Origin of the sequence: Sphingomonas sp. (assembly GCF_025353885.1) — a bacterium.
GTDB lineage: Bacteria > Pseudomonadota > Alphaproteobacteria > Sphingomonadales > Sphingomonadaceae > Sphingomonas_O.
Genome location: NZ_JANXNX010000082.1, coordinates 75,599 through 101,753 on the forward strand (window position 1 = coordinate 75,599; position 26,155 = coordinate 101,753).

27 protein-coding genes and 1 tRNA gene are annotated in these 26,155 nt (G+C 61.6%); 13 read left to right on the top strand and 15 right to left on the bottom strand.

The features are described from left to right. The first annotated feature begins 188 nt into the window (after positions 1-188). Together Q0R02_RS09075 and Q0R02_RS09080 are read left to right on the top strand one after the other, a co-directional pair. Entirely contained in the window at positions 189-1,541 is a 1,353-nt protein-coding gene (locus tag Q0R02_RS09075) for an O-antigen ligase family protein (RefSeq protein WP_293882588.1), read from the top strand. Between the two features lie 32 nt (positions 1,542-1,573). Continuing rightward, on the top strand, positions 1,574-2,692 hold the full coding sequence (locus Q0R02_RS09080) for an acyltransferase (RefSeq protein WP_293882591.1): 1,119 nt from the start codon (positions 1,574-1,576) through the stop codon (positions 2,690-2,692). 23 nt (positions 2,693-2,715) lie between these two features. Here Q0R02_RS09080 and Q0R02_RS09085 read toward each other — a convergent pair whose 3' ends face one another. Beyond that, positions 2,716-3,903, bottom strand: coding sequence for a hypothetical protein (locus tag Q0R02_RS09085; RefSeq protein ID WP_293882594.1), 1,188 nt, complete (start codon positions 3,901-3,903; stop codon positions 2,716-2,718). Then, a complete protein-coding gene (locus tag Q0R02_RS09090; RefSeq protein ID WP_293882596.1) occupies positions 3,900-4,331 on the bottom strand; it encodes a hypothetical protein in 432 nt (143 codons plus the stop codon). Before Q0R02_RS09090 ends, Q0R02_RS09085 begins: the two co-directional genes overlap by 4 nt. A gap of 228 nt (positions 4,332-4,559) precedes the next feature. On the opposite strand from Q0R02_RS09090, the gene Q0R02_RS09095 reads away from it, so the two are divergent. Next, a complete protein-coding gene (locus tag Q0R02_RS09095; RefSeq protein WP_293882599.1) occupies positions 4,560-5,960 on the top strand; it encodes an exopolysaccharide biosynthesis polyprenyl glycosylphosphotransferase in 1,401 nt (466 codons plus the stop codon). A 29-nt stretch (positions 5,961-5,989) separates the two neighbouring features. Here the strand turns inward: Q0R02_RS09095 and Q0R02_RS09100 are convergent, their stop codons facing one another. The 4 genes from Q0R02_RS09100 to cpdR form a co-directional block, all read right to left on the bottom strand. Continuing rightward, entirely contained in the window at positions 5,990-6,127 is a 138-nt protein-coding gene (locus tag Q0R02_RS09100; protein ID WP_293882602.1) for a hypothetical protein, read from the bottom strand. Between the two features lie 121 nt (positions 6,128-6,248). After that, complete coding sequence (locus tag Q0R02_RS09105) at positions 6,249-7,844, bottom strand: isocitrate lyase (RefSeq protein ID WP_293882605.1); 1,596 nt, start codon at positions 7,842-7,844, stop codon at positions 6,249-6,251. A gap of 188 nt (positions 7,845-8,032) precedes the next feature. After that, positions 8,033-8,107, bottom strand: a tRNA-Val gene (locus Q0R02_RS09110). Positions 8,108-8,152: 45 nt separating this feature from the next. Continuing rightward, positions 8,153-8,530 carry a cell cycle two-component system response regulator CpdR gene (cpdR, locus tag Q0R02_RS09115; RefSeq protein WP_293882607.1) on the bottom strand — a complete coding sequence of 126 codons (378 nt, stop codon included), beginning with the start codon at positions 8,528-8,530 and terminating at the stop codon, positions 8,153-8,155. Positions 8,531-8,638: 108 nt separating this feature from the next. On the opposite strand from cpdR, the gene Q0R02_RS09120 reads away from it, so the two are divergent. Beyond that, entirely contained in the window at positions 8,639-9,481 is an 843-nt protein-coding gene (locus tag Q0R02_RS09120) for an N-formylglutamate amidohydrolase (protein ID WP_293882609.1), read from the top strand. 219 nt (positions 9,482-9,700) lie between these two features. On the opposite strand, the gene Q0R02_RS09125 is transcribed toward Q0R02_RS09120, so the two are convergent. Beyond that, the gene (locus tag Q0R02_RS09125) at positions 9,701-10,471 is read right to left on the bottom strand and encodes a SapC family protein (RefSeq protein ID WP_293882612.1); all 771 of its coding nucleotides are present in this window, start codon (positions 10,469-10,471) and stop codon (positions 9,701-9,703) included. Between the two features lie 76 nt (positions 10,472-10,547). Continuing rightward, positions 10,548-11,948 (bottom strand): FAD-binding oxidoreductase, encoded by a 1,401-nt coding sequence (locus Q0R02_RS09130; protein WP_293882614.1) that lies wholly within the window; start codon positions 11,946-11,948, stop codon positions 10,548-10,550. A gap of 37 nt (positions 11,949-11,985) precedes the next feature. Here Q0R02_RS09130 and Q0R02_RS09135 point away from each other — a divergent pair, with 37 nt between their 5' ends. Both Q0R02_RS09135 and Q0R02_RS09140 read left to right on the top strand, forming a co-directional pair. Continuing rightward, entirely contained in the window at positions 11,986-12,444 is a 459-nt protein-coding gene (locus Q0R02_RS09135) for a hypothetical protein (protein WP_293882615.1), read from the top strand. A 129-nt stretch (positions 12,445-12,573) separates the two neighbouring features. Then, the gene (locus Q0R02_RS09140) at positions 12,574-14,007 is read left to right on the top strand and encodes a DEAD/DEAH box helicase (RefSeq protein ID WP_293882617.1); all 1,434 of its coding nucleotides are present in this window, start codon (positions 12,574-12,576) and stop codon (positions 14,005-14,007) included. On the opposite strand, the gene leuB is transcribed toward Q0R02_RS09140, so the two are convergent. Further along, on the bottom strand, positions 14,004-15,062 hold the full coding sequence (gene leuB / locus Q0R02_RS09145) for a 3-isopropylmalate dehydrogenase (RefSeq protein ID WP_293882659.1): 1,059 nt from the start codon (positions 15,060-15,062) through the stop codon (positions 14,004-14,006). The two genes, Q0R02_RS09140 and leuB, sit on opposite strands and share 4 nt — an antisense overlap. A 71-nt stretch (positions 15,063-15,133) precedes the next feature. On the opposite strand from leuB, the gene hppD reads away from it, so the two are divergent. The 4 genes from hppD to Q0R02_RS09165 all read left to right on the top strand — a co-directional run bounded on the left by hppD (position 15,134) and on the right by Q0R02_RS09165 (position 19,173). Beyond that, positions 15,134-16,231, top strand: coding sequence for a 4-hydroxyphenylpyruvate dioxygenase (gene hppD, locus Q0R02_RS09150; protein ID WP_293882620.1), 1,098 nt, complete (start codon positions 15,134-15,136; stop codon positions 16,229-16,231). A 162-nt stretch (positions 16,232-16,393) separates the two neighbouring features. Then, entirely contained in the window at positions 16,394-17,674 is a 1,281-nt protein-coding gene (gene hmgA, locus Q0R02_RS09155) for a homogentisate 1,2-dioxygenase (protein WP_293882622.1), read from the top strand. Further along, positions 17,671-18,678 carry a fumarylacetoacetate hydrolase family protein gene (locus Q0R02_RS09160; RefSeq protein ID WP_293882625.1) on the top strand — a complete coding sequence of 336 codons (1,008 nt, stop codon included), beginning with the start codon at positions 17,671-17,673 and terminating at the stop codon, positions 18,676-18,678. The genes hmgA and Q0R02_RS09160 overlap by 4 nt, the downstream gene beginning before the upstream one ends. A gap of 192 nt (positions 18,679-18,870) precedes the next feature. Beyond that, a complete protein-coding gene (locus Q0R02_RS09165) occupies positions 18,871-19,173 on the top strand; it encodes an SWIB/MDM2 domain-containing protein (RefSeq protein ID WP_293882627.1) in 303 nt (100 codons plus the stop codon). A 57-nt stretch (positions 19,174-19,230) separates the two neighbouring features. Here the strand turns inward: Q0R02_RS09165 and rpoN are convergent, their stop codons facing one another. The 6 genes from rpoN to Q0R02_RS09195 all read right to left on the bottom strand — a co-directional run bounded on the left by rpoN (position 19,231) and on the right by Q0R02_RS09195 (position 24,227). Further along, positions 19,231-20,676: an RNA polymerase factor sigma-54 gene (rpoN, locus tag Q0R02_RS09170; protein ID WP_293882630.1), complete on the bottom strand. Its 1,446-nt coding sequence runs from the start codon at positions 20,674-20,676 to the stop codon at positions 19,231-19,233. A gap of 19 nt (positions 20,677-20,695) precedes the next feature. Next, positions 20,696-21,478: an LPS export ABC transporter ATP-binding protein gene (lptB, locus tag Q0R02_RS09175; protein WP_293882633.1), complete on the bottom strand. Its 783-nt coding sequence runs from the start codon at positions 21,476-21,478 to the stop codon at positions 20,696-20,698. 137 nt (positions 21,479-21,615) lie between these two features. After that, positions 21,616-22,152 carry an LptA/OstA family protein gene (locus Q0R02_RS09180; RefSeq protein ID WP_293882661.1) on the bottom strand — a complete coding sequence of 179 codons (537 nt, stop codon included), beginning with the start codon at positions 22,150-22,152 and terminating at the stop codon, positions 21,616-21,618. A 2-nt stretch (positions 22,153-22,154) separates the two neighbouring features. Further along, on the bottom strand, positions 22,155-22,802 hold the full coding sequence (lptC, locus tag Q0R02_RS09185; protein WP_293882635.1) for an LPS export ABC transporter periplasmic protein LptC: 648 nt from the start codon (positions 22,800-22,802) through the stop codon (positions 22,155-22,157). 13 nt (positions 22,803-22,815) lie between these two features. Then, positions 22,816-23,433: a ribonuclease D gene (locus tag Q0R02_RS09190; RefSeq protein ID WP_293882637.1), complete on the bottom strand. Its 618-nt coding sequence runs from the start codon at positions 23,431-23,433 to the stop codon at positions 22,816-22,818. Continuing rightward, positions 23,430-24,227: a TerC family protein gene (locus Q0R02_RS09195; protein WP_293882640.1), complete on the bottom strand. Its 798-nt coding sequence runs from the start codon at positions 24,225-24,227 to the stop codon at positions 23,430-23,432. Before Q0R02_RS09195 ends, Q0R02_RS09190 begins: the two co-directional genes overlap by 4 nt. Positions 24,228-24,484: 257 nt before the next feature. Between Q0R02_RS09195 and Q0R02_RS09200 the strand changes: the two genes are divergently transcribed. The 3 genes from Q0R02_RS09200 to Q0R02_RS09210 form a co-directional block, all read left to right on the top strand. Then, positions 24,485-25,321 carry a cold-shock protein gene (locus Q0R02_RS09200; protein WP_293882643.1) on the top strand — a complete coding sequence of 279 codons (837 nt, stop codon included), beginning with the start codon at positions 24,485-24,487 and terminating at the stop codon, positions 25,319-25,321. Positions 25,322-25,525: 204 nt separating this feature from the next. Then, positions 25,526-25,828 (top strand): nuclear transport factor 2 family protein, encoded by a 303-nt coding sequence (locus Q0R02_RS09205; protein WP_293882663.1) that lies wholly within the window; start codon positions 25,526-25,528, stop codon positions 25,826-25,828. A gap of 112 nt (positions 25,829-25,940) precedes the next feature. Continuing rightward, positions 25,941-26,155: hypothetical protein (locus tag Q0R02_RS09210; RefSeq protein ID WP_293882646.1), on the top strand; the 215-nt coding region annotated here is incomplete at its 3' end.

The window sequence follows — 26,155 nt, forward strand, 5'->3', positions numbered from 1 at the left end:
GTGTAAGGCGCAAGCGGCCCTGCGGCAATGCGCCCCATCGCAAAAATGTTGCAGGGCAGCACGAAATGTTCTCCGCTGGGCTTGGCAGGGTAGGTGTTTAAATGAGACAAATGACGACTGACGGCTAGAAGGCTGTTGTTCAGGTTTGCAAGCAAGGGATGGCGGCTGATGTTCGTCCAATCTAAAATATGATTTTGGTTGTCGCGCGCCGCTTGTCGATCGTCGGCATATTTATGCTGTATCTGTGGCCCCGTTATTTTTTCATCCCTGTCGCCGGAAAGGGCGTGAGCGGGTTCACGTTCTTCGCTCTTTTTCTCCTCCCCGTGGCCATGATGGCGCTTCTTTCTTCGACAGAACGTCTGAAGTCATTTGCTTCATCAATCGCGCAGTCGAAAGCGGTGCTGGGTCTGTTCGTCCTATGGTGGGCATGGCGACTTGGATGTGATTATGTCGGCGTGTCGCCCGAAAGATCATTCGGAATAACAATCCTGGACTTCGGATATCTGGGCGTCTGGACTATTACAGGCGCAATTTTATTCGCGGATCGCAAACTCCGATCAGCGCTACCGTATATCATTTTGTTCTCGGGTATTATCGCTACTATTTTCGGACTTATCGAACTTTCTACCGGATCGACGCTGACAAATACTTTGGGGTTTTCGAGTTTCGCAGTAGGCGATGAATACATGCTTCGCGACATTAACAGCACATTGATGCGGGGCACGATGGTTCGGATCAGATCGCTATATTCTCATCCTCTCGTTTATGGGCAGATACTTGCTTCTATGAGTCCGGTTGCGATTCACTTTTTGTTACAAAGCAAAAAATTATCTAAACTGCTTGGTGTTATTCTCGGGGCGTGCATCGTGGTGTCCATCTCTATTTGCAATGCCCGATCGCCATATTTTGTCGCCTTTTCAGGTAGTGCGGTTTATTTTGCATTATATTTCCTTGATCCCAAGAGCGGAACAAAGATGTTCATTTTGCTGTGGGCGGTGCTGACGTTTCTCGTCGTCGCTCCCGTCGCTACAGGAGCATTTTTTCAGGTTGCCTCGGGTCGCACCTCGGAAGAAGCAATGAGTTCGTCCGCGCGGGATCGACAAATGGAACAAGGAACCCGAGCCCTGATGTCACGGTCGATAACCGGTTACGGCGATGGCAATGCAGCAAGCATAGCCAGTACGCGCGGCATACAAAGTGCGCCCTCGGTCGACAATTATTACCTGTCGACCGCAGTTGACTCGGGCTATTCGGGCGCGATCATTTTGATCGTTTTTCTCTTTGCGGCAACGTTGAAGGGCGCGCGTCTTTCTTACCGTGAGCCCGATCCGACAGCGCGGAGCATTCACGCAGTTTGCGTGGGAATGGTCGTTGCCCTGGCTGCCGGTCTCGTGATTCTTTCGATCACCGATACCCTTTCCATAATTTTTCTCGCCACTGGCTATTTCGTCGCGGCGAGCAGCCGAAGAGTAGGCAGCAGGACAATAACGCGGGGCAGGAGGAACTTGGACGCCATTTCGGTACCCTTTGCGAGGGGCTAGGATTCCCAAGTTGCCGCAGGCGGGGAACCGTAATGAGATCAACGCAAAAAAGCGCGCATTTCGAAGAGCATCATAACGCCTTCGGCTTCCTGCGGCTGTTGCTTGCCTCGCTGGTCATCGTTTCGCACACGCCCGAACTTGCCGACGGCAATCGCCTGCGCGAGCCGCTCACGATGGTGTTCGGCACACTGATCTTCGGGGATTTTGCCGTGTATGGTTTCTTTGCGATCAGCGGTTACCTGATCACCGAAAGCTATCTCCGCAGCGCTTCGTTGAAATCCTATCTGATAAAACGCGTCGCCCGCATCTATCCGGGGTTTATCGTCGCGTCGCTGGCGTGCGTGCTGGTTTTCGGACCGCTCGGTGGAGGCGAATTTCCGCTTTCAGGCAAACGTATCGTGCTGACGATCGGCCGGATGCTGATGTTGCAAAGCCCGGTCGTGGAAAATGGCTTTGTCGGGACGCCCTATCCGGTGGTGAACGGTGCGATGTGGACGATCGCCTATGAGTTCCGCTGCTATTTGCTGGTCGCTTTCCTGGGTTTGACCGGCCTGCTGCGGCATCGCTGGGTCGTGCCAATGCTGGCGATCCTGCTGGCCCTGATCCTGACCATGGTCCCGCCGTCGGTCCTGCAAGCGGGTGACCATCTGCTGCCGCGTTCGGATTTTCTGTTCGGCAACATCGAACAGAATCTGGCTCTGACATCGATCTTCTTGTCAGGGGCCAGCTTCGCCCTGTTTCGCCAGGAAGTGACCTTTAACAATCGGCGCACCGTGATCGCGGCGGTCGCCCTCGTCCTGGGACTGTTGCTTGCCCAGACCGTGACCCTGGCATTTGCGCTGTTCGGGACATTCCTGATCCTGTCGGTCGCCCGGCTCGGCGCGGGCGGCCCGCTCATGCAAATCAACAATCGCAACGATATTTCGTATGGCGTCTATCTTTATGCGTTCCCGATAACGAAAGTGCTGCTCTGGTGGTTTCCTGCGATCGCGCTGGCATGGCTGGGGCTGCTGACATGGCTCGGCGCGATCCTGCTTGGCTGGGTCAGCTGGCATCTTGTTGAAAAGCCAGCCATGACGCTGATGCGGTCACGGACATCACCGTCATCGATCGAGGTTGCGGAACCGCGTGGCGGGGCGTCCGACGTTTAGCCTGACGCCCTCGCCTTAACGCCCTAGCGCACGACCTGTGGCAGCCAAGCCTTGATCGTCGTCGCGACGGCCGCGCCCGCCGCGATGGCACCCCGGGCATTCAGGTGGATATTGTCCTGCCCGACATCCTTGGCGAAATAGGCACCGCCGGCGGCCATGTTCCCGGCCGATCCCAGCAGTGTGTACAGGTTGGCACCGGGCTTCACGAACGCCCCCAGCGCACCGGCCTGTTGCGCCGCCGTCGCGCTGTTCACCCCGGTCGTCAGCGTATTATAGGGGCCGGTGCCGACCGACGGCTGATAGACGCTGAGGCCCGGCATCACATAATAACCGCGTTGCAGGTCATAGCCGCACATGTTCTGCAGCGCGGTGCCGTAGTCCGCCGATGTCGCCGACACGTCCGACTGCGCCTGCTGATAGATCATGATTTTGACGCGGGCGTTGCGGACCTGCTGGACCAGTTCGTGCGCGCGACCCAGCAGGCCATAGGGATCGAAGCCAAAACCGATGCGACCTTCTGACATGATCTGGCCGCTGGCATAGCTCAGCCCGTTCCACGTCGGCGTGATCGATACGCAGCGCCAGACGACGGTGCCATCGGGGATCAGATCGCCCAAATTCGCGGTGGCAAATCCGGCGGGCTTGGTCGCGCCGGTCGCCGCCGCTCCAATCGTGTTGAGATAGTCGAGGTTGACGGCAAGGCCACCCGGCACCGGACCCGGACCATTGTGCATCGCCAGCGCACTGTTGCCGGTCTCGCACTGGAATATCCGGGCGCTTTCGACAATCAGGTCGCCGGTAAAGCCGCGGTCGCACGATCCCGTCACGGCGGCACGACGCGTGCGATAACCTGAGCTTGCGATCCAGCTTTTCACGCGCCCGGCAAAATCGTCGAGGAAGCTGGCCGACCCGATGCCGAGGTTGATCATCTGGGCATCGTATCCCCAGTCCCACAAATCATCGTACAGCTTGAACCACAGGCCGCCCTGCTTGGTCACGGCGGGGCCGACCGGATACGACAGGCCGGGGTTACGCAGCGAGCGATAGGCCTGCGGATAGGCGGCGAGCGAGGAGACACCGCCGATCAGCTCGGCCGGATCGACCTGGCCACGCTCGTTGGACTGGCCCTTGATGCAGATCGCGATCGGCACGCGCGGCGCAAGCTGGCGGGCGAGGACCGCAAGGCCACGGGCGACGGTGTCCGTGCTCATTGCGACACCTGATAGGCGACGGTGCCCGAAGCGATCGTGAGGGACAGGTAGTAAGTCGCGCCGGAAACCGTTTCCTCCGCGACCGCCTCATTGCAATTGCCCGTGAACAGCGCCCAGTCCTGGCCCCCGATGGTCAGCGGCAGGCGGTTCGTGCCCCCGTCGATCGAGCGCAACAGGCGCGCCGTTCCGGTCCATGTTCCGCCAAGCGTCAGCCAGATGGCGCGCCCAAGCTGGGGGAAGAGGGGCCCGACAGTTGTGCTGGCGGCGCTGGTTCCGGTAATCGCCACCGACGTCGCCGCGACGACGGTGAGTGCCGTCGGCAACGGGTTGGCATAGTCGACGGGAATCGCCGGGCCGTCCTGCGAACCGAATGCGACCGCGTGTTCAGGGACATAGCCCGCGGGAGCCAAGACTGGTGCAATAGGCATCGGAATCCTTTCCTGTTCTGGAAATGTTCCCTATGCCGAGTCGCGCGGTGTAGGACAGCACTCATAAAAATGACCCGAAATGGGCCGTCATGGCGGAGCAACCGAATGCCTCGTCTGTTAAAGGACCTTGTTTTGGCATAGACACACAAATCGGTTTGACTGAATTGCTGCACTGCGATTTATTCGTGTATTGATGGAACCGCGCTCGTTGCAAAGGCTTGTATCGAAATGTCGGCCTACCAGGACGTTGCTGAAATGGATGTTCCGACGACCACCCGGTCCGCCCCAGTGGGGAATGAGTCGCGTCAGTCGATCCGCGTGCTGCTGTATTCCGAGCTCCTGATTACCGACTGGTTTGCGTTGATCGTCGGGACGATCGTGCCGGGGGTCCTGCTCGGCACTTTTCATATGCGCTACAGCGGGTTTGGAGCGGCGCTCGCCCTGCTGCCCCTGTTCGCGATTTTCGGTTTGAACAATGGTGCGTACACAATCGAAGTCCTGCGACGGCCGCATGAGGGTGTTCGCCGTGCGTTGATGGCCCTGACGCTCGCGATGCTGTCGATCCTGCTGGTCGCCTTTTTCCTGAAGGCGGGCGACACGCTCTCACGCCTGACCTTCATTGCTCAGGCTTGCCTCAGCGCGATCTTGCTGGTCGCTGGCCGCGCGGTCGTCCAGCGTCATGTCCGCTCGCTGACCAAGGGGCGTCTGGTGAACGAGCTGGTCATCACCGATGGTGTCGACACGGTCCATGGCGCGCAGACGCTGGTCGTCGACGCTGCCCGGTTGAAGCTGAGGCCCGACGCGCTCGATCCCAAGATGCTGCATCGCTTCGGCACGCTGACCAAAGGGTTCGACCGGGTCGTCGTGCACTGCGATCCGGAGCGTCGTGCAGCCTGGGCGCTGCTGCTGAAAGGAGCCGATGTCGACGGCGAAATCCTGATCGAACAGTTCAACGAAATTGGCGCGATCGGCATTTCGGATTTCAATGGTTTCGACACGGTGCTGGTGTCGCGCCGTGCACTCAGCCTCCGGCAGCGGGCGAAAAAGCGGGTGCTCGACTTGGCCGTCGCGGTGCCCGTGCTGATCGGCCTGATCCCGGTATTCGCGATCGTCGCGCTCGCTATAAAGCTCGATACGCCGGGCCCCGTCCTGTTCAAGCAGGATCGCGTCGGCCGCGCCAACCGGATGTTCAAAGTGCTGAAGTTCCGCAGTATGCGGGTCGAGGAGAGTGACAGCTCCGGCGCGCGCTCGACCGAGCGGTCGGATAGCCGCATCACGCGCGTCGGTCGTTTCATTCGCAAGACCAGCGTCGATGAACTGCCGCAGCTAATCAACGTGCTGCTGGGTGAAATGAGCCTGGTGGGGCCACGTCCCCACGCGCTGGGGTCACTGGCGGGAACGGACCTGTTCTGGGAGGTTGACCAGACTTACTGGCATCGGCATCGCTTGAAGCCCGGCATTACCGGCCTGGCTCAGATCCGCGGCTATCGTGGCGCCACGCATGAGCGGCTCGACCTGACGAACCGGCTTCAGGCCGACCTGGAATATATCGAGGGCTGGCAGATCTGGCGCGACGTGAACATCCTGGTGGGCACGTTCAAGGTGCTCGTCCATCGGAACGCCTACTGAACCTGCCGCCACTCGCCGTCGGCAAGCGTTCAGAGGACCAGATAGACGACGGTTGCCAGCGCAACGAAGAAGGCGGCAATCCCGCCGACACGTGAAATGGTAGAGATCAGGTCATCGAATGTACGCCTGCGCGCGAACAGCCTCACGTCGTCGGTAACTGTTTCCAAGGCGCCTCTCCAAAGGCTGTTTTATAACCGTCGGCTATCAGACACTTATTTTATTCATCGCGCAAGATGCCCGGTTCGTCGAAGGCAGCCCGGCGTTACCGGGCCGCCTCCTCAACCTGCATCAGGCCGCGAATTGATTCATCGTATTGTGCGCGCCGCCTGCCTTTAACGCGGCCTCACCGGCAAAATATTCCTTATGGTCGTCGCCGATGTCCGAACCGGACATGTTCTGGTGCTTGACACAGGCGATGCCTTGGCGAATTTCCTGCCGCTGAACGCCGAGGACATAACCCAACATGCCCGCCTCGCCGAAATACTCCTTGGCCAGATTGTCGGTCGACAGCGCGGCGGTGTGATAAGTCGGCAGCGTGATCAGGTGATGAAAGATGCCCGCCCGTTTGGCGCTTTCGGACTGGAAGGTGCGAATCTGCTCATCGGCCTCCGCCCCCAGGTCGGTCGCGTCATAATCGACACTCATCAAGCGGGCGCGATCATAGTGTGACACATCCTTGCCCGCAGCCGTCCATGCATCGAAGACCTGCTGGCGAAAGTTCAGTGTCCAGTTGAACGATGGCGAGTTATTATACACCAGCTTCGCGTTCGGCACGACCGCACGGATCCGGTCGACCATGCCCGCGATCTGTTCGATATGCGGCTTTTCGGTTTCGATCCACAACAGGTCGGCCCCGTTCTGCAACGACGTGATACTGTCCAGCACGCATCGATCCTCACCGGTGCCGGGAAGGAACTGGTAAAGGTTGCTGGGCAGGCGCTTGGGCCGCATCATCTTGCCGTCGCGATTGATGATGACGTCGCCGTTTGTTGCATTTTCGGCGGTGATCTCTTCGCAATCGAGAAACGCGTTATACTGGTCGCCCAGATCGCCCGGCGTATGACTGATCGCGATCTGCTTCGTGAGGCCGGCACCCAGCGAATCGGTGCGCGTGACGATGATACCGTCCTCGACGCCCAGTTCGAGAAAAGCGTAACGGCAGGCGCGAACCTTCGCGAGGAAATCCTCGTGCGGAACGGTGACCTTGCCGTCCTGATGGCCGCACTGCTTTTCGTCCGAAACCTGATTCTCGATTTGAAGCGCGCAGGCGCCCGCCTCGATCATCTTGCGCGCCAGCAGATAGGTTGCCTCGGCATTGCCGAAACCTGCATCGATGTCGGCGATGACCGGAACGACGTGCGTCTGGTAATTCTCGATCAGTTGCAACAGGCGCTGCTCCTCGATCTGGTTGGCAGAGGCGCGCGCCGCATCAACGTCGCGGAACATCATGCCCAGTTCGCGGGCGTCGGCCTGGCGCAGGAAGGTGTAAAGCTCCTCGATCAATGCCGGAACCGACGTCTTTTCGTGCATCGACTGGTCGGGCAACGGGCCGAACTCGGAACGGAGCGCCGCGACCATCCAGCCCGACAGATACAGATAACGACGGTCGGTCGTGCCGAAATGCTTTTTGATCGAAATCATTTTCTGCTGAGCGATGAACCCGTGCCAGCACCCCAGTGACTGGGTGTAGTTGGTAGCGTCGGCATCATAGGCCGCCATGTCCGCCCGCATAATCTTGGCAGTATACCGCGCGATGTCGAGCCCGGTCTGGAACCGGTTTTGCAACCGCATCCGCGAAACCGCCTCAGCGTCGATGCCGTCCCAGGTCCCGCTCTTGCTGCCGATCAATGTGGTGAGACGGCCGATGTCGTTTTGGTAAGTCATAATCTTCCTGCCTGTTGCTGCACTGCAAGTAGACAAGACCGACAGGTTTTACACGTCTTGCAGGCGACAAAAGAGGTCGTGGTGTCACTGCCATCAACTTCTGGCTGAAAATTTGTAAATAATTGACAGGCCATAAGCCGTCGGAGCCACTCAATCTGATGATCAACCAACCACGAGAAACCGGGAAATGGTGGGCGTGGCAAGGATTGAACTTGCGACCCCTGCGATGTCAACACAGTGCTCTACCACTGAGCTACACGCCCACGCTGCGGTGCTCCTAACCGGAGCCTGTCCGGCTTGCAACCCGGTTAAAGTTCGGAGACGGCCCGGTCCTCGAACATCCGGTCGACTTCCATTACCAGGTCGCGAAGATGGAAAGGCTTTGACAGAACCTTGGCTTGCGGCAGGGCCTGGCCCGCGCGCAGCGTTACCGCTGAAAACCCGGTGATGAACATGACGCGCATCTCGGGCACGGCGATCGCGACTTTCTGCGCCAGTTCGATACCATCCATTTCGGGCATGACGATATCGGTCAGCAGTAAATCGAATGCCTGCCCCGATTCGACATGGGCAAGCGCCGTCGTTCCCCGATCGCAGGCAACGACCGAATACCCGGACTTTTCCAGCGCGCGCACCAGGTACACACGCATCGCATCATCATCTTCGGCCAGCAATATGCGGATCATCATAGTCCCCGAAGTGGCCGTCCGTGCCACCCGTGACCGGCGATATGCGCCTACCCGTTAAGATTTTCCAGTGTCGCGCGCACATTCCGTCGCCTATCGTAGCCAACAATGACCGTCTCGTCCTTCGACATTCATGGCCTTGCGATTCTTGACAGCCCGGTCGTCCTGTCGGTGCCACACGCCGGACGCGATTATCCCGATACTGCAGGACTGTTGCGCCACCCGGTCGAACGATTGCGCGCGCTGGAGGATCGCCATGCCGATCGCTTGGCCGAACGCGCCATCGCCGCAGGCACCACTGCCATTATCGCGCGGCTGCCCCGCTTGTGGATCGACCTCAACCGTGCGACCAGCGACCTCGATCCGGGGATGGTCGTGGGCGGGCATGGCAGCGCGCAGACGGCGACGTCGCGTATGCGCGGCGGCCTGGGGCTGATCCCGCGCCGCCTCGGGACCATTGGCGAAATCTGGCGAGCCGCGCTAACTCGCGAGGATGTCGCGCGCCGGATTGCCGGGCATTACGACCCCTACCACGCAATGATTGCCGCCATGCTGGCGCGCGCCCAAGCCCGGTTCGGCGTCGCGTTGCTGGTCGACCTTCATTCGATGCCGCCGCTGGTGGGGTATGGCGAATCGCAGATTGTGCTGGGTGATCGTTTCGGCGCAACCTGTGCCCCCCAATTGAGCGCGCTTGCCGAAGCCGTATTTGCCGGAGCGGGCTATCGCGTTGGCACTAATGCGCCTTATGCAGGCGGCCATATCATTACGCGCCACGCCAACCGTGCCAACAACGTCCACGCCCTCCAAGTGGAGGTCGATCGCACACTGTATCTCGATGCGGCACTCGATAAGCCGGGGCAGGGTCTGGCCGCCCTGCAGGCTGTCATCGGTCGTCTGGTTGAAACCCTGGTCGCCCAGCTTTCGGTGCCGACGGCCATTGCCGCCGAATAATTCACAGCACGCCATAACCGCGGCCCCCATAAACGAAAAAACCACCCTGCACTTGCGTGCAGGGTGGCCAGGTTCAGGGAGGAGGCGCATCCTCGGATGCGCCAACCGTGCCGCGAAAGGGGGGGAACGCAGCGCCGGTCCTCACCAAGATAGGTCGGTCGTAATCTCGTTTCAAGCAGCAACTCAACAAAAATGCCGTACTGCCGGAAATGCTTGAGATCAGGCGGTAATATTCTCGGGCAGCGTATTTTGAGCGATCTGCCGCCCGAATATCTCGCGCATGATGCCAAGCGAAAACAGATGGGCATGGACCAGAGGCAACAACCCCGATTTCATCATCTTGCGGAGCGTATCGCCACGCAGGTCGCGCAGCTTTTCCTCGGCGACCATCTGGAATCCGCGGTAGATGAAGGGCTGCGCGTTCTCTTCGGTCTGGATCGTCACTTCGCCGTCGATCAGCAGGTCCAGCTCTTTCAGCTCGGCCACGAAGGCAGCGGTGCGCTGACCGGCCTGTTCGAACTGTTCACAGAATGCCAGGATCGACTTGACGGCTTCGCTCGGCTGGTCGCCGTCAAACAGCAGGTCACCCTCCTCGAACGGTCCGATCGCCTCGGCCGTCGGATCGACGCACAGCGACAGTTCATCGGTGTCGGGACGCAGGCGCGCCAGCATATAGGGATAACGGCGAATATAGGCGGGCAAATAGGCATCTTGGACCATCATGCCGTCTTCGCCGAAAAAGGTGTTCACGCCTTCGTTCAGTCCCATCAGCGCCAGCGGGACCGGGTTGTCGCCGGTGGCAAAGATGATCGGGTAGAAACGCTGCGCCACCGCAAATTCGTCGATCGTGATTGGGATCGCATGTTCCTTGCGGACGAAATGGGCACCGGCCAGCGGACGCGCGCGCCAGCTGCCGTGTTCCTGCGACGAAATCGGAACCAAGTCCTTATAGAACAATGGCAGTGTATTCTGTGGGGCCTGGCTGGCCATCGGCATGCTCCGGATACTGTGGCGAAAGATCGGCGCCGCCCTAGGTCGGCGGGGCTCTGCGCGCAAGTCCGCGACGTTAAAGGAGCTTGCCTGGATTCATGATGTTCAGGGGGTCGATTGCGCCCTTGATCGCGCGCAACATGGCGATGCGGGACGGCGGTGACAGGCGGACCAGTTCCTCACGCTTCATCTGGCCAATACCGTGTTCGGCAGAGATCGACCCGCCGGCCGCTGTGACCAGGTCGTGAACCATGTGGCTTGCGGCCTCGCCCACCGTGGCGCCCCACGAACCGGCGTCGACCCCCTGCGGCGCGCGAACATGGAAGTGGACGTTGCCGTCGCCAAGATGGCCAAATGCACTGGCGTGGACGCCGGGAAAAGCGCGTTCGACCACCTGTGCCGCGTCGATCATGAAGGCGGGCATGGCGTCGACGGGAACCGAGACATCGTGCTGCATCGCCGGTCCGGTCGCCCGCTCTGCCTCTGAAATCGAATCACGAATCCGCCAAAAAGCTTCTGCCTGCGCCTCGTTCGATGATACCACAACATCCTCGATCAGGCCGTGCTGGAACAGTGCGGCAAGCGCATTGGTGGCTCCTTCGCCGACATATTCAATCAAGACGTGCCAGGCGTGCTGCCCCTGAAGCGGTGCGCGGGTGCCGGGGATGTGCGCCAGCACTGCGGCCAGCGACTCATTGGGCAGTATTTCGAAACTTTCGATCGCATCGCCCGCTTGGTCTTCCATCAGGCGCAGCAGTTTCAGCGCCATCGCGGGATCGTCGACCCCGACCCAGGCGACCGCCCGATCGACAATCGCGGACACCAGCCGCAGGGTCGCCGCGGTGACGATGCCCAGCGTTCCCTCGGCCCCGACGAGCAATTGGTTCAGGTCATAGCCGCGATTGTCCTTTCGCAACGCGGCGAGCCCGTCATGGATCGATCCGTCGGGCATGACCGCCTCTACCCCCAGCACCAGCGACCGCATCGTCCCGAATCTCAATACTTGCGTGCCGCCCGCGTTGGTCGAGACCAGACCGCCGATCGTCGCCGATCCTTTCGCGCCAAGTGACAACGGGAACCGTCGACCCTGCGTTGCTGCGGCATCATGCAGATTGCCGAGGATCACGCCTGCTTCTGCGGTGACGATGTTAGCCTTCGCGTCGAGTTTGCGAATCGCATTCATCCGCCGGAGCGACACGATCAGCGCCGATCCATCGGCTGGCGGCGTTGCCCCGCCCACCATCGATGTATTGCCCCCCTGCGGCACCAGCGCGACACGGTGTTCAACGGCCAGCCTGACGATGGCGGCCACTTCTGTCGTCGTGGCGGGCGCAAGGATTGCCGCCGCCGCGCCGTGATAGCGTCCGCGCCAGTCGGTCAGCCACGGTGCGATGTCTTCGGCAGCTTCGATGAGCCCCCGTGGACCCAGCACTTGTCTTGCCGCCGAAATGACGGAATTAATCGCCTGTTCAACCATAACACCCCATGCGCCTCAGCCGGAGTGGATCCCGCGATTGACGTTATTTGCCTACGCCCTGCTCGCTTTGGCGACAAGCACCGTGCCGACGGGCCGCGAACCCGCGCCTGCCGCCGACCCGCAAGGTGCGGAATACGCGCAACTGACGATCCAGCGGCGTATCTTCATCCGCATCCCTCCGACCCGTATCATCCCGGCGCCCCCACCCGAGATTCGACCGCGCTGGCGTGAGAAAAAGGGTCCCAAGTGCATTGCCACCACGGGCCTCGGCGGCTTTGCGATCACCACGCCCGACAGCATCGACCTCTTTCTGAAAGGGGGCGGCCGCTATCGCGCGCATCTGGAGGATGCCTGCCCGTCGATCGCCTTTTATTCCGGGTTCTACATCCGCCCGACCGAGGACGGACAGATTTGCGTGGGACGCGATCCGATCCACTCGCGCGCTGGGGGGCAGTGCGAGATCGTCAGGATCAGGACACTGGTGCCCGAACACTAAGACGATCCTCGCGCGATTGCGTGGTGCCGATCGGGGTGTTTTGCTTGACTTTCACCGGGTCCGCCGACAACGCCAGAGCGCCTTCCCACCGGACAGTATAGTGACCAGCCTCAGAATGACCTACCCAGCATGAATTTTGCCGATCTCGGCCTTTCCGACCAGCTGCTCCGCGCTGTGAACGAGTCCGGCTATACCGAGCCGACGGCGATCCAGGCGAGCGCCATTCCCAGCGTGCTGATGATGCGCGACCTCATCGGGATCGCGCAGACAGGCACTGGCAAGACTGCCAGCTTCGTCCTGCCCATGATCGACATTCTGGCGGAGGGGCGCAGCCGGGCGCGCATGCCGCGTTCGCTCATTCTCGAACCGACGCGCGAACTGGCAGCACAAGTTGCCGAGAACTTCGAGAAATACGGGAAATATCACAAGCTTTCGATGGCGCTGCTGATTGGCGGCGTCTCGATGGGCGACCAGTTGGCCGCGCTCGAAAAGGGCGTCGACGTCCTGATTGCGACGCCTGGCCGCCTGATGGACCTGTTCAATCGCGGCAAGATCATGCTCAACGGCTGTTCGCTGCTGGTGATCGACGAGGCCGACCGGATGCTGGACATGGGCTTCATTCCCGATATCGAGGAAATCTGCACCAAGCTGCCCGCGAATCGCCAGACATTGCTGTTTTCGGCGACGATGCCGCCGGTCATCAAGAAGCTGGCCGACAAGTTTCTGTCCAACCCTAAGCAGATCGAGGTGTCGCGGCCTGCCAGCGCCAACCTCCAGATCGAACAACGCATCGTCGAATGTTCGTCGCGCGGCAAAAAGGATGCGCTACTGGAAATCCTGCGCGCCGAGGATGTCACGACGGCGATCGTATTCTCCAATCGCAAGACCACCGTCCGCGACCTTGCCACCAGCCTGGCGCGCGCCGGGTTCAAGGCGGGCCAGATTCAGGGCGACATGGATCAGGGTGACCGGATCAAGGAACTCGACCGCTTCAAGGCAGGCGAGATCACGGTGCTGGTCGCCTCCGACGTGGCCGCCCGCGGTCTGGACGTGAAGGGGGTCAGCCATGTCGTCAATTATGACGTGCCCTGGCACCCGGACGATTATGTCCACCGCATTGGACGTACTGGACGCGCTGGCGCGACCGGCAAGGCGTTCACGCTCGCTACCCCGGAGGATGCCGAGGCGGTCGCCAACATCGAAAAACTGACTTCGACCAAGATCCCGCGCGTCGGCAAGGCCGATCTGACGCCCGCACCTGCTGCGATGACCGAAGCCGACGCCCCGGTCGAAAAAAAGACCCGCGCGCGCAAGCGTCCGGGTGCCAAGCCAAACGAAACTGCCACGTCCGAAGCGCGCGCGCCGCGCCCCCCGCGCGAAGCCCGCGAACCACGGCCTGAACGCGAGCCACGGCCCGAGCGCGAACCGCGTGCGGAACGTGAACCGCGGCCCGAGCGGGAACCACGCCCGGCACCGCGCCAAGCTCTAGTTTCGGACGATGAACCCGACGATGGCTGGAACGGCCCGCTGCCCGACTTCCTGAACTTCAAGCTGCGGGGCTAGCCCAACGCGGCCAGCACGGCATCGCCCATCGCGACCGTTGTCATCGTCCCGCCAACGTCGCCCGTCCGCGCACCGTCGTTGAGTGCACTCGTCACCGCGGCGAACAGCCGGTCGGCAACGTCCCCGCGCCCGAACGACCAGCGCAATGCCATTTCGAACGAGAGGATCGCGGCCAGGGGATTAGCCACCCCTTTGCCCGCGATATCGGGGGCTGATCCGTGGATCGGTTCGTACAGGCCCGGTTTCCCCTTCACACCCAGCGCAGCGGACGGCAGCATCCCGAGCGAACCGGTCGCCTGGCTCGCCGCATCGGACAATATGTCGCCGAACAGATTGTCGGTCAGGATCACATCGAATTGCGTCGGCCGCCGCACCAGTTGCATCGCGGCATTGTCCGCCAGCATATGCTCTAGCGTGACGTCCGCATATTCGCGCGCATGCAGGTCGGTAACGACCTCTCGCCACAAAACGCCCGATTCCATGACGTTGGACTTTTCGCACGACGTCACCCGGTTATTCCGCCCGCGTGCCAGTTCGAACGCAACGCGCGCCACGCGTTCGATCTCGCTCGTCGTATAGACCTGCGTATCGAACCCGCGCCGCTGGCCGTCCGGCAGCGTCTCGATCCCGCGCGGCTCGCCGAAATAAACGCCGCCGGTCAGTTCACGGACGATCATAATGTCCAGACCGGCCACGATCTCACGCTTCAGCGAAGATGCATCGGCCAGGGCGTCGAAACACAGGGCAGGGCGAAGGTTGGCAAAAACCGCCATCTCCTTGCGCAGCTTTAGCAACCCCATCTCGGGCCGCAACCCCCGTGCAACGCCGGTCCATTGCGGCCCGCCCACGGCCCCAAGCAACACCGCATCGGCCGCTAGCGCCAGCGCCAGCACGTCATCGGTCAGCGGGGTGCCGTGCGCGTCATAGCTGGCTCCACCATAGATGGCCTCGGTAATCGCGATGTCGGGGGTCAGCGCCGCCGCGACCCGGCGCACCTGCGCACAAACTTCGGGGCCGATCCCGTCCCCGGGCAGCAACAGCAATTTCGGCACCACTCGTCCTTGTTTCAGCCACGCAATTTGAACCCCGTAGGCCAAGTTGCTAGTCAGGGGTATAGGAGACTCACATGAACGATCCCACGCCGGTTACAAAGACACCTGCCGTCAATCACATGGGCCTCGACGGTTTCGAATTCGTCGAGTTCACTAGTTCCGAACCCGAAGCGCTTGCCGGTTTGTTCGTTGCCATGGGCTTTACGCATGTCGGCACGCATCGCTCGAAGAATGTCCGGCGCTATGCCCAGGGGGACATCAACTTCCTGCTCAACATGGAACCGGTTGGACAGGTTGCCGACTTCCGCGGCAAGCACGGCCCGTCGGCCAACGCGATGGCGTTCCGGGTTGCCGACGCCCGTGCCGCGATGAAGCTGGCGGTCGAACGCGGTGCTACCCCGGTCGAGGGCCGCGTCGGCCCGATGGAACTGAACATCCCGGCGATCGAGGGCATCGGCGGTGCAAACCTGTACCTGGTCGACAGGCGCGGTGGCGCTTCTATTTATGACATCGATTTCGAACCGGTGGCGGGTGCAACGCCGGCCGATCATGACGTCGGGCTGCACACCCTCGATCACCTGACGCACAATCTTCAGCGCGGGCGGATGGCCTATTGGGGCGATTATTACGAACGCATCTTCGATTTTCGCGAAATCCGGTATTTCGACATCGAGGGTCAATCGACCGGCCTGTTTTCAAAAGCGATGACCGCGCCCGATGACAAGACCCGCATTCCCCTGAACGAAAGCCAGGACGAACACAGCCAGATCGAGGAATTCATTCGCGACTACCGGGGCGAGGGTATCCAGCATCTCGCGCTTGCCACCGACGACATCTTTGCAACGGTAGACCGGCTGCGTGCCAACGGCATCCGTTTCCAGGACAGTCCCGAAAGCTATTTCGACATGATCGACGCGCGGCTTCCCGGCCATGGTCATGATGTCGACGAAATGCGCAAACGCCGGGTATTGATCGACGGCGCACCCGAAACCGGCGGTGGCTTGCTGCTCCAGATCTTTACCGAGAACATGGTCGGGCCGATCTTTTTCGAGATCATCCAGCGCAAGGGTAATGACGGTTTCGGCGAAGGCAATTTCAAGGCCCTGTTCGAAAGTCTTGAGCTCGATCAGGTTCGTCGCGGTGTGATTCCGGGGATGAAAGAACCTGCCTGACGCTGGTCTTTCGTCCAATCAGGTTAACCGCTTCCCCGCGCGGAGCGAGGGGCACTATCGAGCGCAGCGAGATTGCTTTGTTTATCAGGGGGTCTCGCTCTGCTCGACAGGGCCCCTCGCTTCGCACGGGGAAGCAGGTTTTGCTTATCAATGGAGAGTGCCGTGACTCAAAACTATCAATCCGGCTTCGGTAATCATTTCCAGACCGAGGCAATCCCCGGCGCACTCCCGGTTGGGCAGAACTCGCCGCAACGTCCCCCGTTCGGCCTTTATGCCGAGCAAATCTCGGGAACCGCGTTCACCGCGCCGCGCCACGAGAACCGCCGCTCATGGGTATATCGACTCCGTCCGAGCGCCGCCCACCGCCCTTTTGTTGCGTATCATGCTGCGCAGCAATTTGCTCCCGGTACGATCGACGACCCGCTTCCTCCGAACCGCCTACGTTGGTCGCCGCTGCCGCTTTCGGACACGCCGACCGACCTGGTCGACGGCATGACCACGATGCTGGCCAACCGCGATCCGTCGAGTCTGGAGGGGGTGGCGGTCCACATTTACCGCGCCAACGCCGATATGACGACGCGCGCATTTTTCAATGCTGACGGCGAACTGCTGTTCATTCCGCAAAACGGCCGACTGACGCTGCTGACGGAAATGGGTCGCATCGACCTGTCGCCTGGTGAGATCGGCATGATCCCGCGCGGCGTCCGCTTTCGGGCGCTGCTGCCCGACGGTACGGCCTATGGCTATGTCGCCGAAAATCACGGCAGCCTGTTTCGCCTTCCCGAACTGGGGCCCGTCGGTTCGAACGGCCTCGCCAACCCGCGCGATTTCCTGACCCCCGTCGCTGCTTACGAAGACGACGACACCCCGCACGAACTCATACAGAAATTCATGGGATCGCTCTGGACGACGACTCTTGACCACAGCCCGCTCGACGTCGTCGCCTGGCATGGCAACCTCGCGCCCTGGAAATATGACCTTGCCCGCTTCAACACCATCGGCACCGTCAGCTTCGACCACCCCGACCCGTCGATTTTCACCGTATTGACCAGCCCCAGCGATCTGCCGGGCCGCGCCAATGCCGATTTCGTGTTTTTTCCGCCGCGCTGGATGGTCGCTGAAAATACCTTCCGCCCCCCCTGGTTTCACCGCAACATCATGTCCGAGGCAATGGGCCTGATCACCGGCGCTTATGATGCCAAGGCAGAAGGATTTGCACCCGGCGGACTATCGTTGCACAACATGATGAACGCGCACGGCCCCGATGCGGTCAGCTGGCGCGCGGCAACCGATGCGGACCTGACGCCGCACAAGATCGAGGGAACAATGGCGTTCATGGTCGAAAGCTGCTGGCCCTTCCGTCCCACCGCCCATGCCCTTGAAACCGCACAGCCCGACTATGACGCGGCCTGGGCCGACTTTCCGAAAGCGAAAATAAAGTGAAGCTTGCCAGTTTGAAACATGGACGCGACGGTCGCCTGGTTGTCGTGTCGGACGATCTTGCCTGGTATGCAGAGGCACAGCATATCGCCCCGACGCTACAGGCCGCGCTCGACGACTGGGACGCGCTGGCACCGTCGCTGGAGGCGCTGTCGACCGATCTCGCGCATGAAGCGATCCCGATGCGGAGGTTCCACGAACGGCTGGCGGCGGCGCCCTTGCCGCGCGCGTACCAGTGGGCCGACGGTTCGGCCTATGTGAACCATGTTGCGCTCGTCCGGCAGGCACGCAATGCGGAGATGCCCGACAGTTTTTGGCACGACCCGCTCGTCTATCAGGGGGGGTCAGACGGGTTTCTGGGGCCGCGCGATGTCATACCGCTGGCCGACGAGAGCTGGGGTTGCGACATGGAGGCAGAAATTGTCGTCGTTACCGGCGACGTGCCGCAGGGGGCCAGCCGAGACGATGCGCTGGCCGCGATCCGGCTGGTCGGCCTGACCAACGACGTGTCGCTTCGCAATCTGATCGCGGCGGAGCTTGGCAAGGGGTTCGGCTTTTACCAGTCGAAGCCCGCGAGCGCGTTTTCGCCGGTTTTCGTAACCCCCAGCGCCCTTGGGGGCCGGTGGCGCGATGGCAAGCTCCACGGCGCGCTCAACGTCGACCTGAACGGCCAGCCGTTCGGACGGGCCGATGCTGGTGTCGACATGACCTTCGACTTCGGGACGTTAATCGCGCATCTGGCCAAGACCCGCAGTTTGAGTGCAGGAACGATCATCGGATCGGGCACCGTTTCCAATCGCGATGGTGGCGGCGGCCCGGGCAAGTCAATCGGCGAGGGCGGCCTCGGCTACTCCTGCATTGCCGAGCTTCGTACGGTCGAAACCATCCTGCACGGCGCGGCCGCCACGCCGTTCCTGAAGGGGGGCGACACCGTCCGCATCTGGATGGACGACGACCGGCACCGTCCGATTTTCGGTGTCATCGAGCAGGCGGTCGCGGGACGCTGAGCTTCAGGTTTTCACGAGTTGCGGCGCAGCATTTTCGTGGCGGAGCGGGGGCTGATCGCTGATTTTGGTCCTTATCACCCGTAAACACCCCAAAAATACCGCTTTTCCCTCTGTAGTGCTTGACGAAGCACTGACAGCCCGACATCCCTCTGCCAGCACATGAAAGTGCCATTTTTCAGGGAGGAAATTTCCATGGCCGTAGCTCCAGCAAAAAAAGCAGCAGACAAGAAGCCTGCTGGCGAAAAGAAGCCCAATGCACTTCAGACACCGCTGAAACCTTCGAAGGAACTCGCAGCCGTGATCGGCGATGGCACCGTCACCCGTGGCGCGATGGTCTCGAAGATTTGGGAATATATCAAGAAGCACGACTTGCAGAACCCCGCCAACAAGCGTGAGATCGTTGCCGACGACAAGTTGAAGGCTGTGTTCGGTCGCGACAAGGTCACGATGTTCGAAATGAACAAGTATCTGTCGGCGCACCTCAGCAAGATCTGATCGCTGGATTGTACGCCCCGCCCCAGGACAGTGTCCGGGGCGGCGGTTGCCCGCCTGCTAAGCCGCTTTCGTCTCGATCGCGCGCGCACGACGTCGCTGCACCGATGATCCCAGGCCCAGCGCCTCGCGGTATTTCGCGACCGTTCGCCGGGCAATCTCAAAACCCTTGTCCCGCAACAGGTCGACCAGCGTGTCGTCCGAGAGGATCGCATCCGCCGCTTCGCTCGTGATCAGCGTCTTGATCGCCGCTTTCACCGCCAGCGCCGACGACGCCTCGCCGCCGTCCGACGACCCGATACCGCTGGTAAAGAAATATTTCAGCTCGAAAGTGCCGCGCGGGCAGCTCAGATATTTGTTGCTCGTCACCCGACTCACCGTCGATTCGTGCAGTTGCACCGCATCGGCGACCGTCCGCAGCGTTAGCGGCTTCAGGTGCGCGACGCCGTGCAGGAAGAAACCCTCCTGCGCCTTCACGATCTCGGTCGCGACCTTGATGATCGTGCGCTGCCGCTGGTCGAGGGCCTTGATCAGCCAGTTTGCGCTCGCCAGTGCGTCGGACAGCCACGCTTTCCCCTCGCGATCGCTGGCACTGCGCGCCAGTTCGGCATGATAGCGCCGGTCCACCAGCACGCGGGGCAGGGTGGCGTTGTTGATTTCGACCCGCCAGCCCTTGGCGGTCCGGTTCACGAATAGGTCGGGTGTCACCGCGACGACCGGGGCCGATCCGAACCGCAGGCCGGGCTTCGGGTCATAGCCGCGCAATTCTCGGATCATGTCCGCCATGTCCTCGTCATCCACACCGCACAGCCTCTGGAGGTGCGCGATCCGTCCGCCCGCCAGCAGCTCCAGATTGTCGAGCAGCACCTTCATGCACGGGTCGTAGCGGTCGGCCTCCCGCGCCTGCAGGCTCAGGCATTCGGACAGACTGCGCGCACCGACGCCGGTCGGTTCGAAGCCGTGGATGACCGTCAGCACCGCCTCGACCTGGCCGGTCGGCACGCCCAGCCGTTGTGCGGCATCAAACAGGGTCACTGTCAGATACCCCGCTTCGTCGATAGCGTCGATCAACTGGGTGGCAATGGCCAGGTCGATTCCGTCCAATACCTCGCCCGCCTGCGCAACCAGATGATCGGCCAGCGTTTCCGCAGCGCCCGCAAAGCTGTCGAAGTCGATGCCGTCCTCGCTCGCCGACCCTGATCCCGAGCCCGCGCTGTCGCTCGCGCCATCATGGTGAAAAATTTCCTCTGAGAAGTCAGCGTCGTCGGGTGTGGGTTCGCCCAGATCGGCAACGGGTTCGGCCTCCGCGGGGGCGGCAGCCTCGACCGGCGCGTCGCTGTCTTCGGGGCCGCCCCCCTCCAGCAACGGGTTCTTCTCGATTTCCTCCGCCAGGAACGTCTCGACCTCGAGGTTTGAGAGCGCCAGCAGCCTGATCGCCTGCTGCAACTGGGGCGTCATCACCAGCGACTGGCTCTGCCTCAGGTCAAGGCGTGGCCCCAGACTCATGGTGAGGACGGGCTCATGCTTAAAGCGAAAAGCCCTCGCCGAGGTACAGGCGGCGCACGTTTTCATCGGCCACCAGGTCCTCGGGCGATCCAGCGAACAGCACCTGGCCGTCGTAGATGATGCAGGCACGATCGACGATGTCGAGCGTCTCGCGGACATTATGGTCGGTGATCAACACCCCGATGCCCCGCTTTTTCAGCTGGATGATCAGGTCGCGAATGTCGGAGATTGAAATCGGGTCGATCCCCGCGAACGGTTCGTCGAGCAGCATGATCGACGGGTTCGCCGCCAGCGCCCGCGCGATTTCGCAGCGCCGCCGCTCGCCCCCCGACAGCGCCGTAGCGTTCGAATCGCGCAGGCCGTCAAGCCGGAATTCACCCAGCAACTCGTCCAGCCGCGTGTGCCGCGTTTCCTTGTCGGGTTCGGCGAGTTCCAGCACCGACATGATGTTTTCCGCCACCGTCATCCCGCGAAAGATCGACGTTTCCTGCGGCAGATAGCCAAGTCCCAGCACCGCGCGGCGATACATCGGCAGCCCGGTAATGTCCGCCCCGTCCAGCAGAATGCGCCCCGAATCGGGCTTTACGAGCCCCATGATCGAATAAAAGCACGTCGTCTTGCCCGCGCCGTTGGGACCCAGCAGGCCCACCACCTCGCCGCGCCCGATCGACAGCGACACATCGGACAGGACGGTACGCCCGCCATAGGATTTTGCGATCGAGACCACCGACAGCCCGTCATCCAGCCGAATCTCGGGGACGAAGGTGCCACGGGGTCTGACGAGACTATCGGTATCGGCCATCTGGTTCCCGTGAGATGTTAAGCATCGCGTGACAGGCCTGGTATTACCCGAACCTTCCCTATGCGGCAAATGGCCTATGCGACAATTGGCAGGATTTGTGGAAGCAACCGTGTCCGATGTGGCGGACAACAGTCAGCCTATTTCCGCTCGGGCACCGTGAACCGCCCGGTGACGCGCCCACCGGCGCTGGTCGTCGTGCCCGCCGCGCCCGCGACCGCGCTGCCGTCCATCACCGACCGGCCCGAGTTCAGGTCGATCACCAGCCGTCCGCCACGCACCGTGTTCGACCCCTGGATCAGCGTGACCGCGCCCAGCAAGGTGATAATCCGGCGGTTCAGATCGTAGATCCCGAAATTACCGCGCGCGGTCTGGTCGGGGCTGTGCACGGTGACGCCGCCCGACGCATCGACGCGCTGGACGCTTGGGTTCCCTGCCGACTTCTGGTTGGTATAGGCCACGGTCATGCGCGCGGCGTCGAGGATCATATTGCCCTGCGTTGCATGGACGTTGCCTGAAAACACGGCGCGATTGGCCTTATCCTGCACCTCGATCCGGTCGGCCGCGAAATCGACAGGCGCATCGGTGTTGTGATTCTTCAACGCCTGCGCCCCCGCAGGCAGGGCTGCGGACAGGGCGGCCCCCACGATCATGCCAAGGGCGAAAAGCGGTCGCATCGTCATCGTTTCGCTCTGGCCGCACCCTGCACGATATGCAAGCGTGCGCGACCGTCCAGCCGGACGACGCGACCGTTCAGGTCGGCCTGCATCCGGTCGCCGCTGAACGTGCCGAGCGGCATCGTGCCCGCAACCGGCGCGTCACTCGCCATCTTGCGGGTCTTCATATCGACGCCGACGCCGCTCGTCGTCAGGCTATAGCCGCCCTGCGATTTGAACTGCACTTCGCCCGGCACCCGGATGTTCTCGGTCGTCATGTTGTAATTTGCGTGGACCGTGGTCAGCACCGCCGGGCCATCGTCCAGTAACATCCGCGCCGACAGGTCGGTCATCTGGATGACGGGCACCTTCGATGTTTGCTGGACCCCGCCGCCCGCATGCAGCGTGAATGGCTGCCCCTTGTTGTCCTGACCGCGATACAGCGCCTCGCTGACGCGCAATCGTTCCTTCGCCAGCGCAACCTTGTCCTTGTCCAGCACGAAGCTGACCTCGCTCCGCGCCAGCAGCGGCACGATCAGCAGGACGGCGGCCAGCGCGCCGATCGCCGACGGCAGGATCACCATGGCCACCCGGATGATCCTGTCGTGGCGGCTGCCCGGCGCGGCCCATTGGCGACGGTCGTCCTGGTTCTGGCGGGCGAGTTCGGACACCGGTCGCGACGACTCAGATATGCGCAAAGATGTCGACATCATCCCAGCCGGCGAGGTCGATCATCGCGCGGGCAGGGAGGAAGTCGAAACAGGCCTGGGCCAGCGCCGTGCGCCCTTCGCGCAGCAGCCGGACCTCGAACTGGTCCTTCAGTCGATGAAGATAGCGGACGTCGGATGCGGCATATTCGCGTTGGGCGTCGGTCAGTACCGGCGCGCCCCAGTCGGACGATTGCTGCGCCTTCGAAATCTCGGTGCACAGCATCTCGCGGACCAGTTCCTTCAGCCCGTGACGGTCGGTATAGGTGCGGGTCAGCCGCGACGCGATCTTGGTGCAGAACACCGGCCCGGCGACGACCCCCATATAGGCGTGGATCGATGCCAGGTCGAAGCGCGCGAAATGATACAGCTTCACTCGCGCAGGATCGGTCAGGACGGCCCGCAGATTGGGGGCCGCAAAGTCGCTGTCAGGACCGAATCGCACCAGATGCTCGTCGGGGCCACCGTCCGAAATCTGGACGAGACACAACCGGTCGCGGCCCGGATGCAGGCCCATCGTCTCGGTATCGACGGCCACGGCACCCGCGCCCAGCGCGTCGGCGGGCAGGTCTTCCTCGTGAAAATGGACAGTCAAAGTGTTTCCTCGGGGCTTTTCCTGGCGCGGACATTGCGCTGTCGCATGTTCAACGCCTCGACTCCGCCCGAAAATGCCATGGCCGCGTAAATATATCCTTTGGGGATGTGCACGCCCAGCGCTTCGGCGATCAGGACCATGCCGATCATCAGCAGGAAACCCAGTGCCAGCATGACAACGCTGGGGTTGCGGTTGATGAAATTGCCCAGCGGCCCGGCGGCCACCAGCATCAGGCCCACCGCGACGACGACCGCGATCACCATCACCGGCAGATGGTCGGTCATACCGACCGCCGTCAGGATCGAATCGACCGAGAACACGATATCGAGCATCACGATCTGGACGATCGCGGCACCCATGCCGAGCATCACCGGCCCCTTTTTCTTGTCCAGCATATCGTTGCTGTCATGATCGTCGGTGCTGTGGTGAATCTCGGTCGTCGCCTTCCACATCAGGAACAGGCCACCGACCAGCAGGATGATGTCGCGCCACGAAAACGCCGTCTCGAAACTGGGCGTACCGTGCTGATCGAGTGTCCCCGTGATGCCGAGGTCAAAGACCGGATGCACCAGCCCGACGATCCATGCGATCATCGACAGCAGCGCCAGCCGCATGACCAGTGCCAGGCCGATGCCGATCCGCCGGACACGGTCGCGGTTTTCGACGGGCAGTTTGTTCGACAGGATCGCGATAAAGACAAGATTGTCGATCCCCAGCACAACTTCCATGACAATCAGGGTCAGCAGGGCGGCCCAGACGGCCGGATCGGAAAAAAGCGTGATGAGATCGGTCATGCGTGTGCATTTGCATGACGCCTACTGCGGCGGCAAGTGATGTATCGGTCACACCTGAGGCGTTAAACGCAAAAATCGGCCTTTTAATCGCCACATTTTCCCGGATGATCCAAAATCGCTCGCAGGATTTGCATGACTAGCGTATTGCGACTCGCTGGCGCTTAATGGATTCGCGCCGGGGAACTGCTGCCCGCCGTCCGGTGCAGCGTTCTCGATACGGCAAGCGGGCGAATATTTTCGAAAGAGTACGGCAGGGCATGGGTTTCAATAGAGGTGGTCGCGGTGAACGCGGCGGACGTGGACGCGACAAACGCGACAGCTTCGGTGGCGATGAAGGCGGCGGCAGCAGCAGCTACGGCGGCGGATTTGCTGGCGGCGGCGACCGGTTCGGCGGCGGTGGCGGCGGTGATCGCTTCGGCGGTGGCGGCGGCGATCGTTTCGGCGGCGGCAACAGCGGCGGCGGGTTCCGCAGCGGCGGCGGTGGCGGATTTGCCGGCGGCGGCGCTGGTGGCGGTGCGCGTGGCGGCATGCCAGCTCAGGTTGTCGGTGAAGGCACGGGCGTCGTAAAATTCTTCAACGGACAAAAGGGCTTTGGCTTCGTTGTCCGCGACGATGGCGCAGAGGACGTTTTCGTCCATATCTCTGCGGTTGAACAGGCCGGCCTGACCGGACTTGCAGAGGGACAGCCCCTGGGCTTTACGCTCGTCGACCGCGGCGGCCGCATTTCGGCGACCGACCTGAAGATCGACGGCGAGCCAATGGCCGTCACCGACCGTGGTCCGCCACGCGATCGCGACGCGGCGCCTGCGCCACGCAGTGGCGCCGGTGGTGCTGGCGGCGGTTTCGGTGGCGCACCACAACGCGAGCTGACCGGTGAAAAGGCCAGCGGCACGGTCAAATTCTTCAACGCGATGAAGGGCTTCGGCTTCATCCAGCGCGATGACGGACAACCTGATGCGTTCGTCCACATCTCCGCCGTCGAACGCGCCGGAATGACCACGCTGAACGAAGGCGACCGGCTCGAATTCGAACTCGAAGTCGACCGTCGCGGCAAGCACGCTGCGGTTAATTTGGTTCCGGGGCAGGCTCAGTAAGCCGTTTCTGAATTGGGTTTAGTGCAACAGGAGCCCGGTCTGTGAAAACAGGCCGGGTTTTTTGTTGGCTGGCGTGGCGGCCTGGATCTTGTCACTCTCGGTGAGCTAGGTTTAGCTGACTGTCAGAAAGCCCGCACCTGGGGGAAAGCCGGAAAGGCCCCGGCCTCCGTCAAACTGACCGCTGCTGAAGAATATATCCAACGCATCGAGCGCCTGCGCACGCCTCACTACCGGCGTATTCAGGGGATGGACGGCAAGGTGCAGTCCCGCGCCGCAGATATCGCGATGTTCGCCAGCGGCAGGATCAAGCCCAAGTTCATCGATCATGGCCCGCTCGACATCACGACTTATGACAACAAAGCCGTCGTCACCGGCGTCGACCATCTCGGCGGCACCGCCTATGGCCATTATAGCGAAATGTATTTACGATTCACGGACGTGTGGGTGAGACGCGATGGTCGCTGGCAGTTGGTCACGCAGCAGGCGACTGCGACTGCGGGTTTCTAAACAACCGCTTTGCGCCAGACATCATCAGTCTCTAACCCGACCACAAACCTTGGCGTCAGGGTGACGGCTTTCGCCCACTGGCGGGCATTGGGGCCGATCTTATGATGGGGGTATGCAACAAGTGAGGTCAGCACTACGGCGCGAAGCAGGAGCTATTTTCGCCGTTATACTTCTCGTCTCCACCATAGTCGCTGTCATCGTCGTCAGCCAGTCAGGAGCTACGGTCAACGAAAAAGGAACGGTGGTCGGCTTTTCTTCACGACCCGATATCGATGGCGATCACCCGATCGTCACGGTTCGCCTCCAAGATAGCCGCTTGGAGCAGGT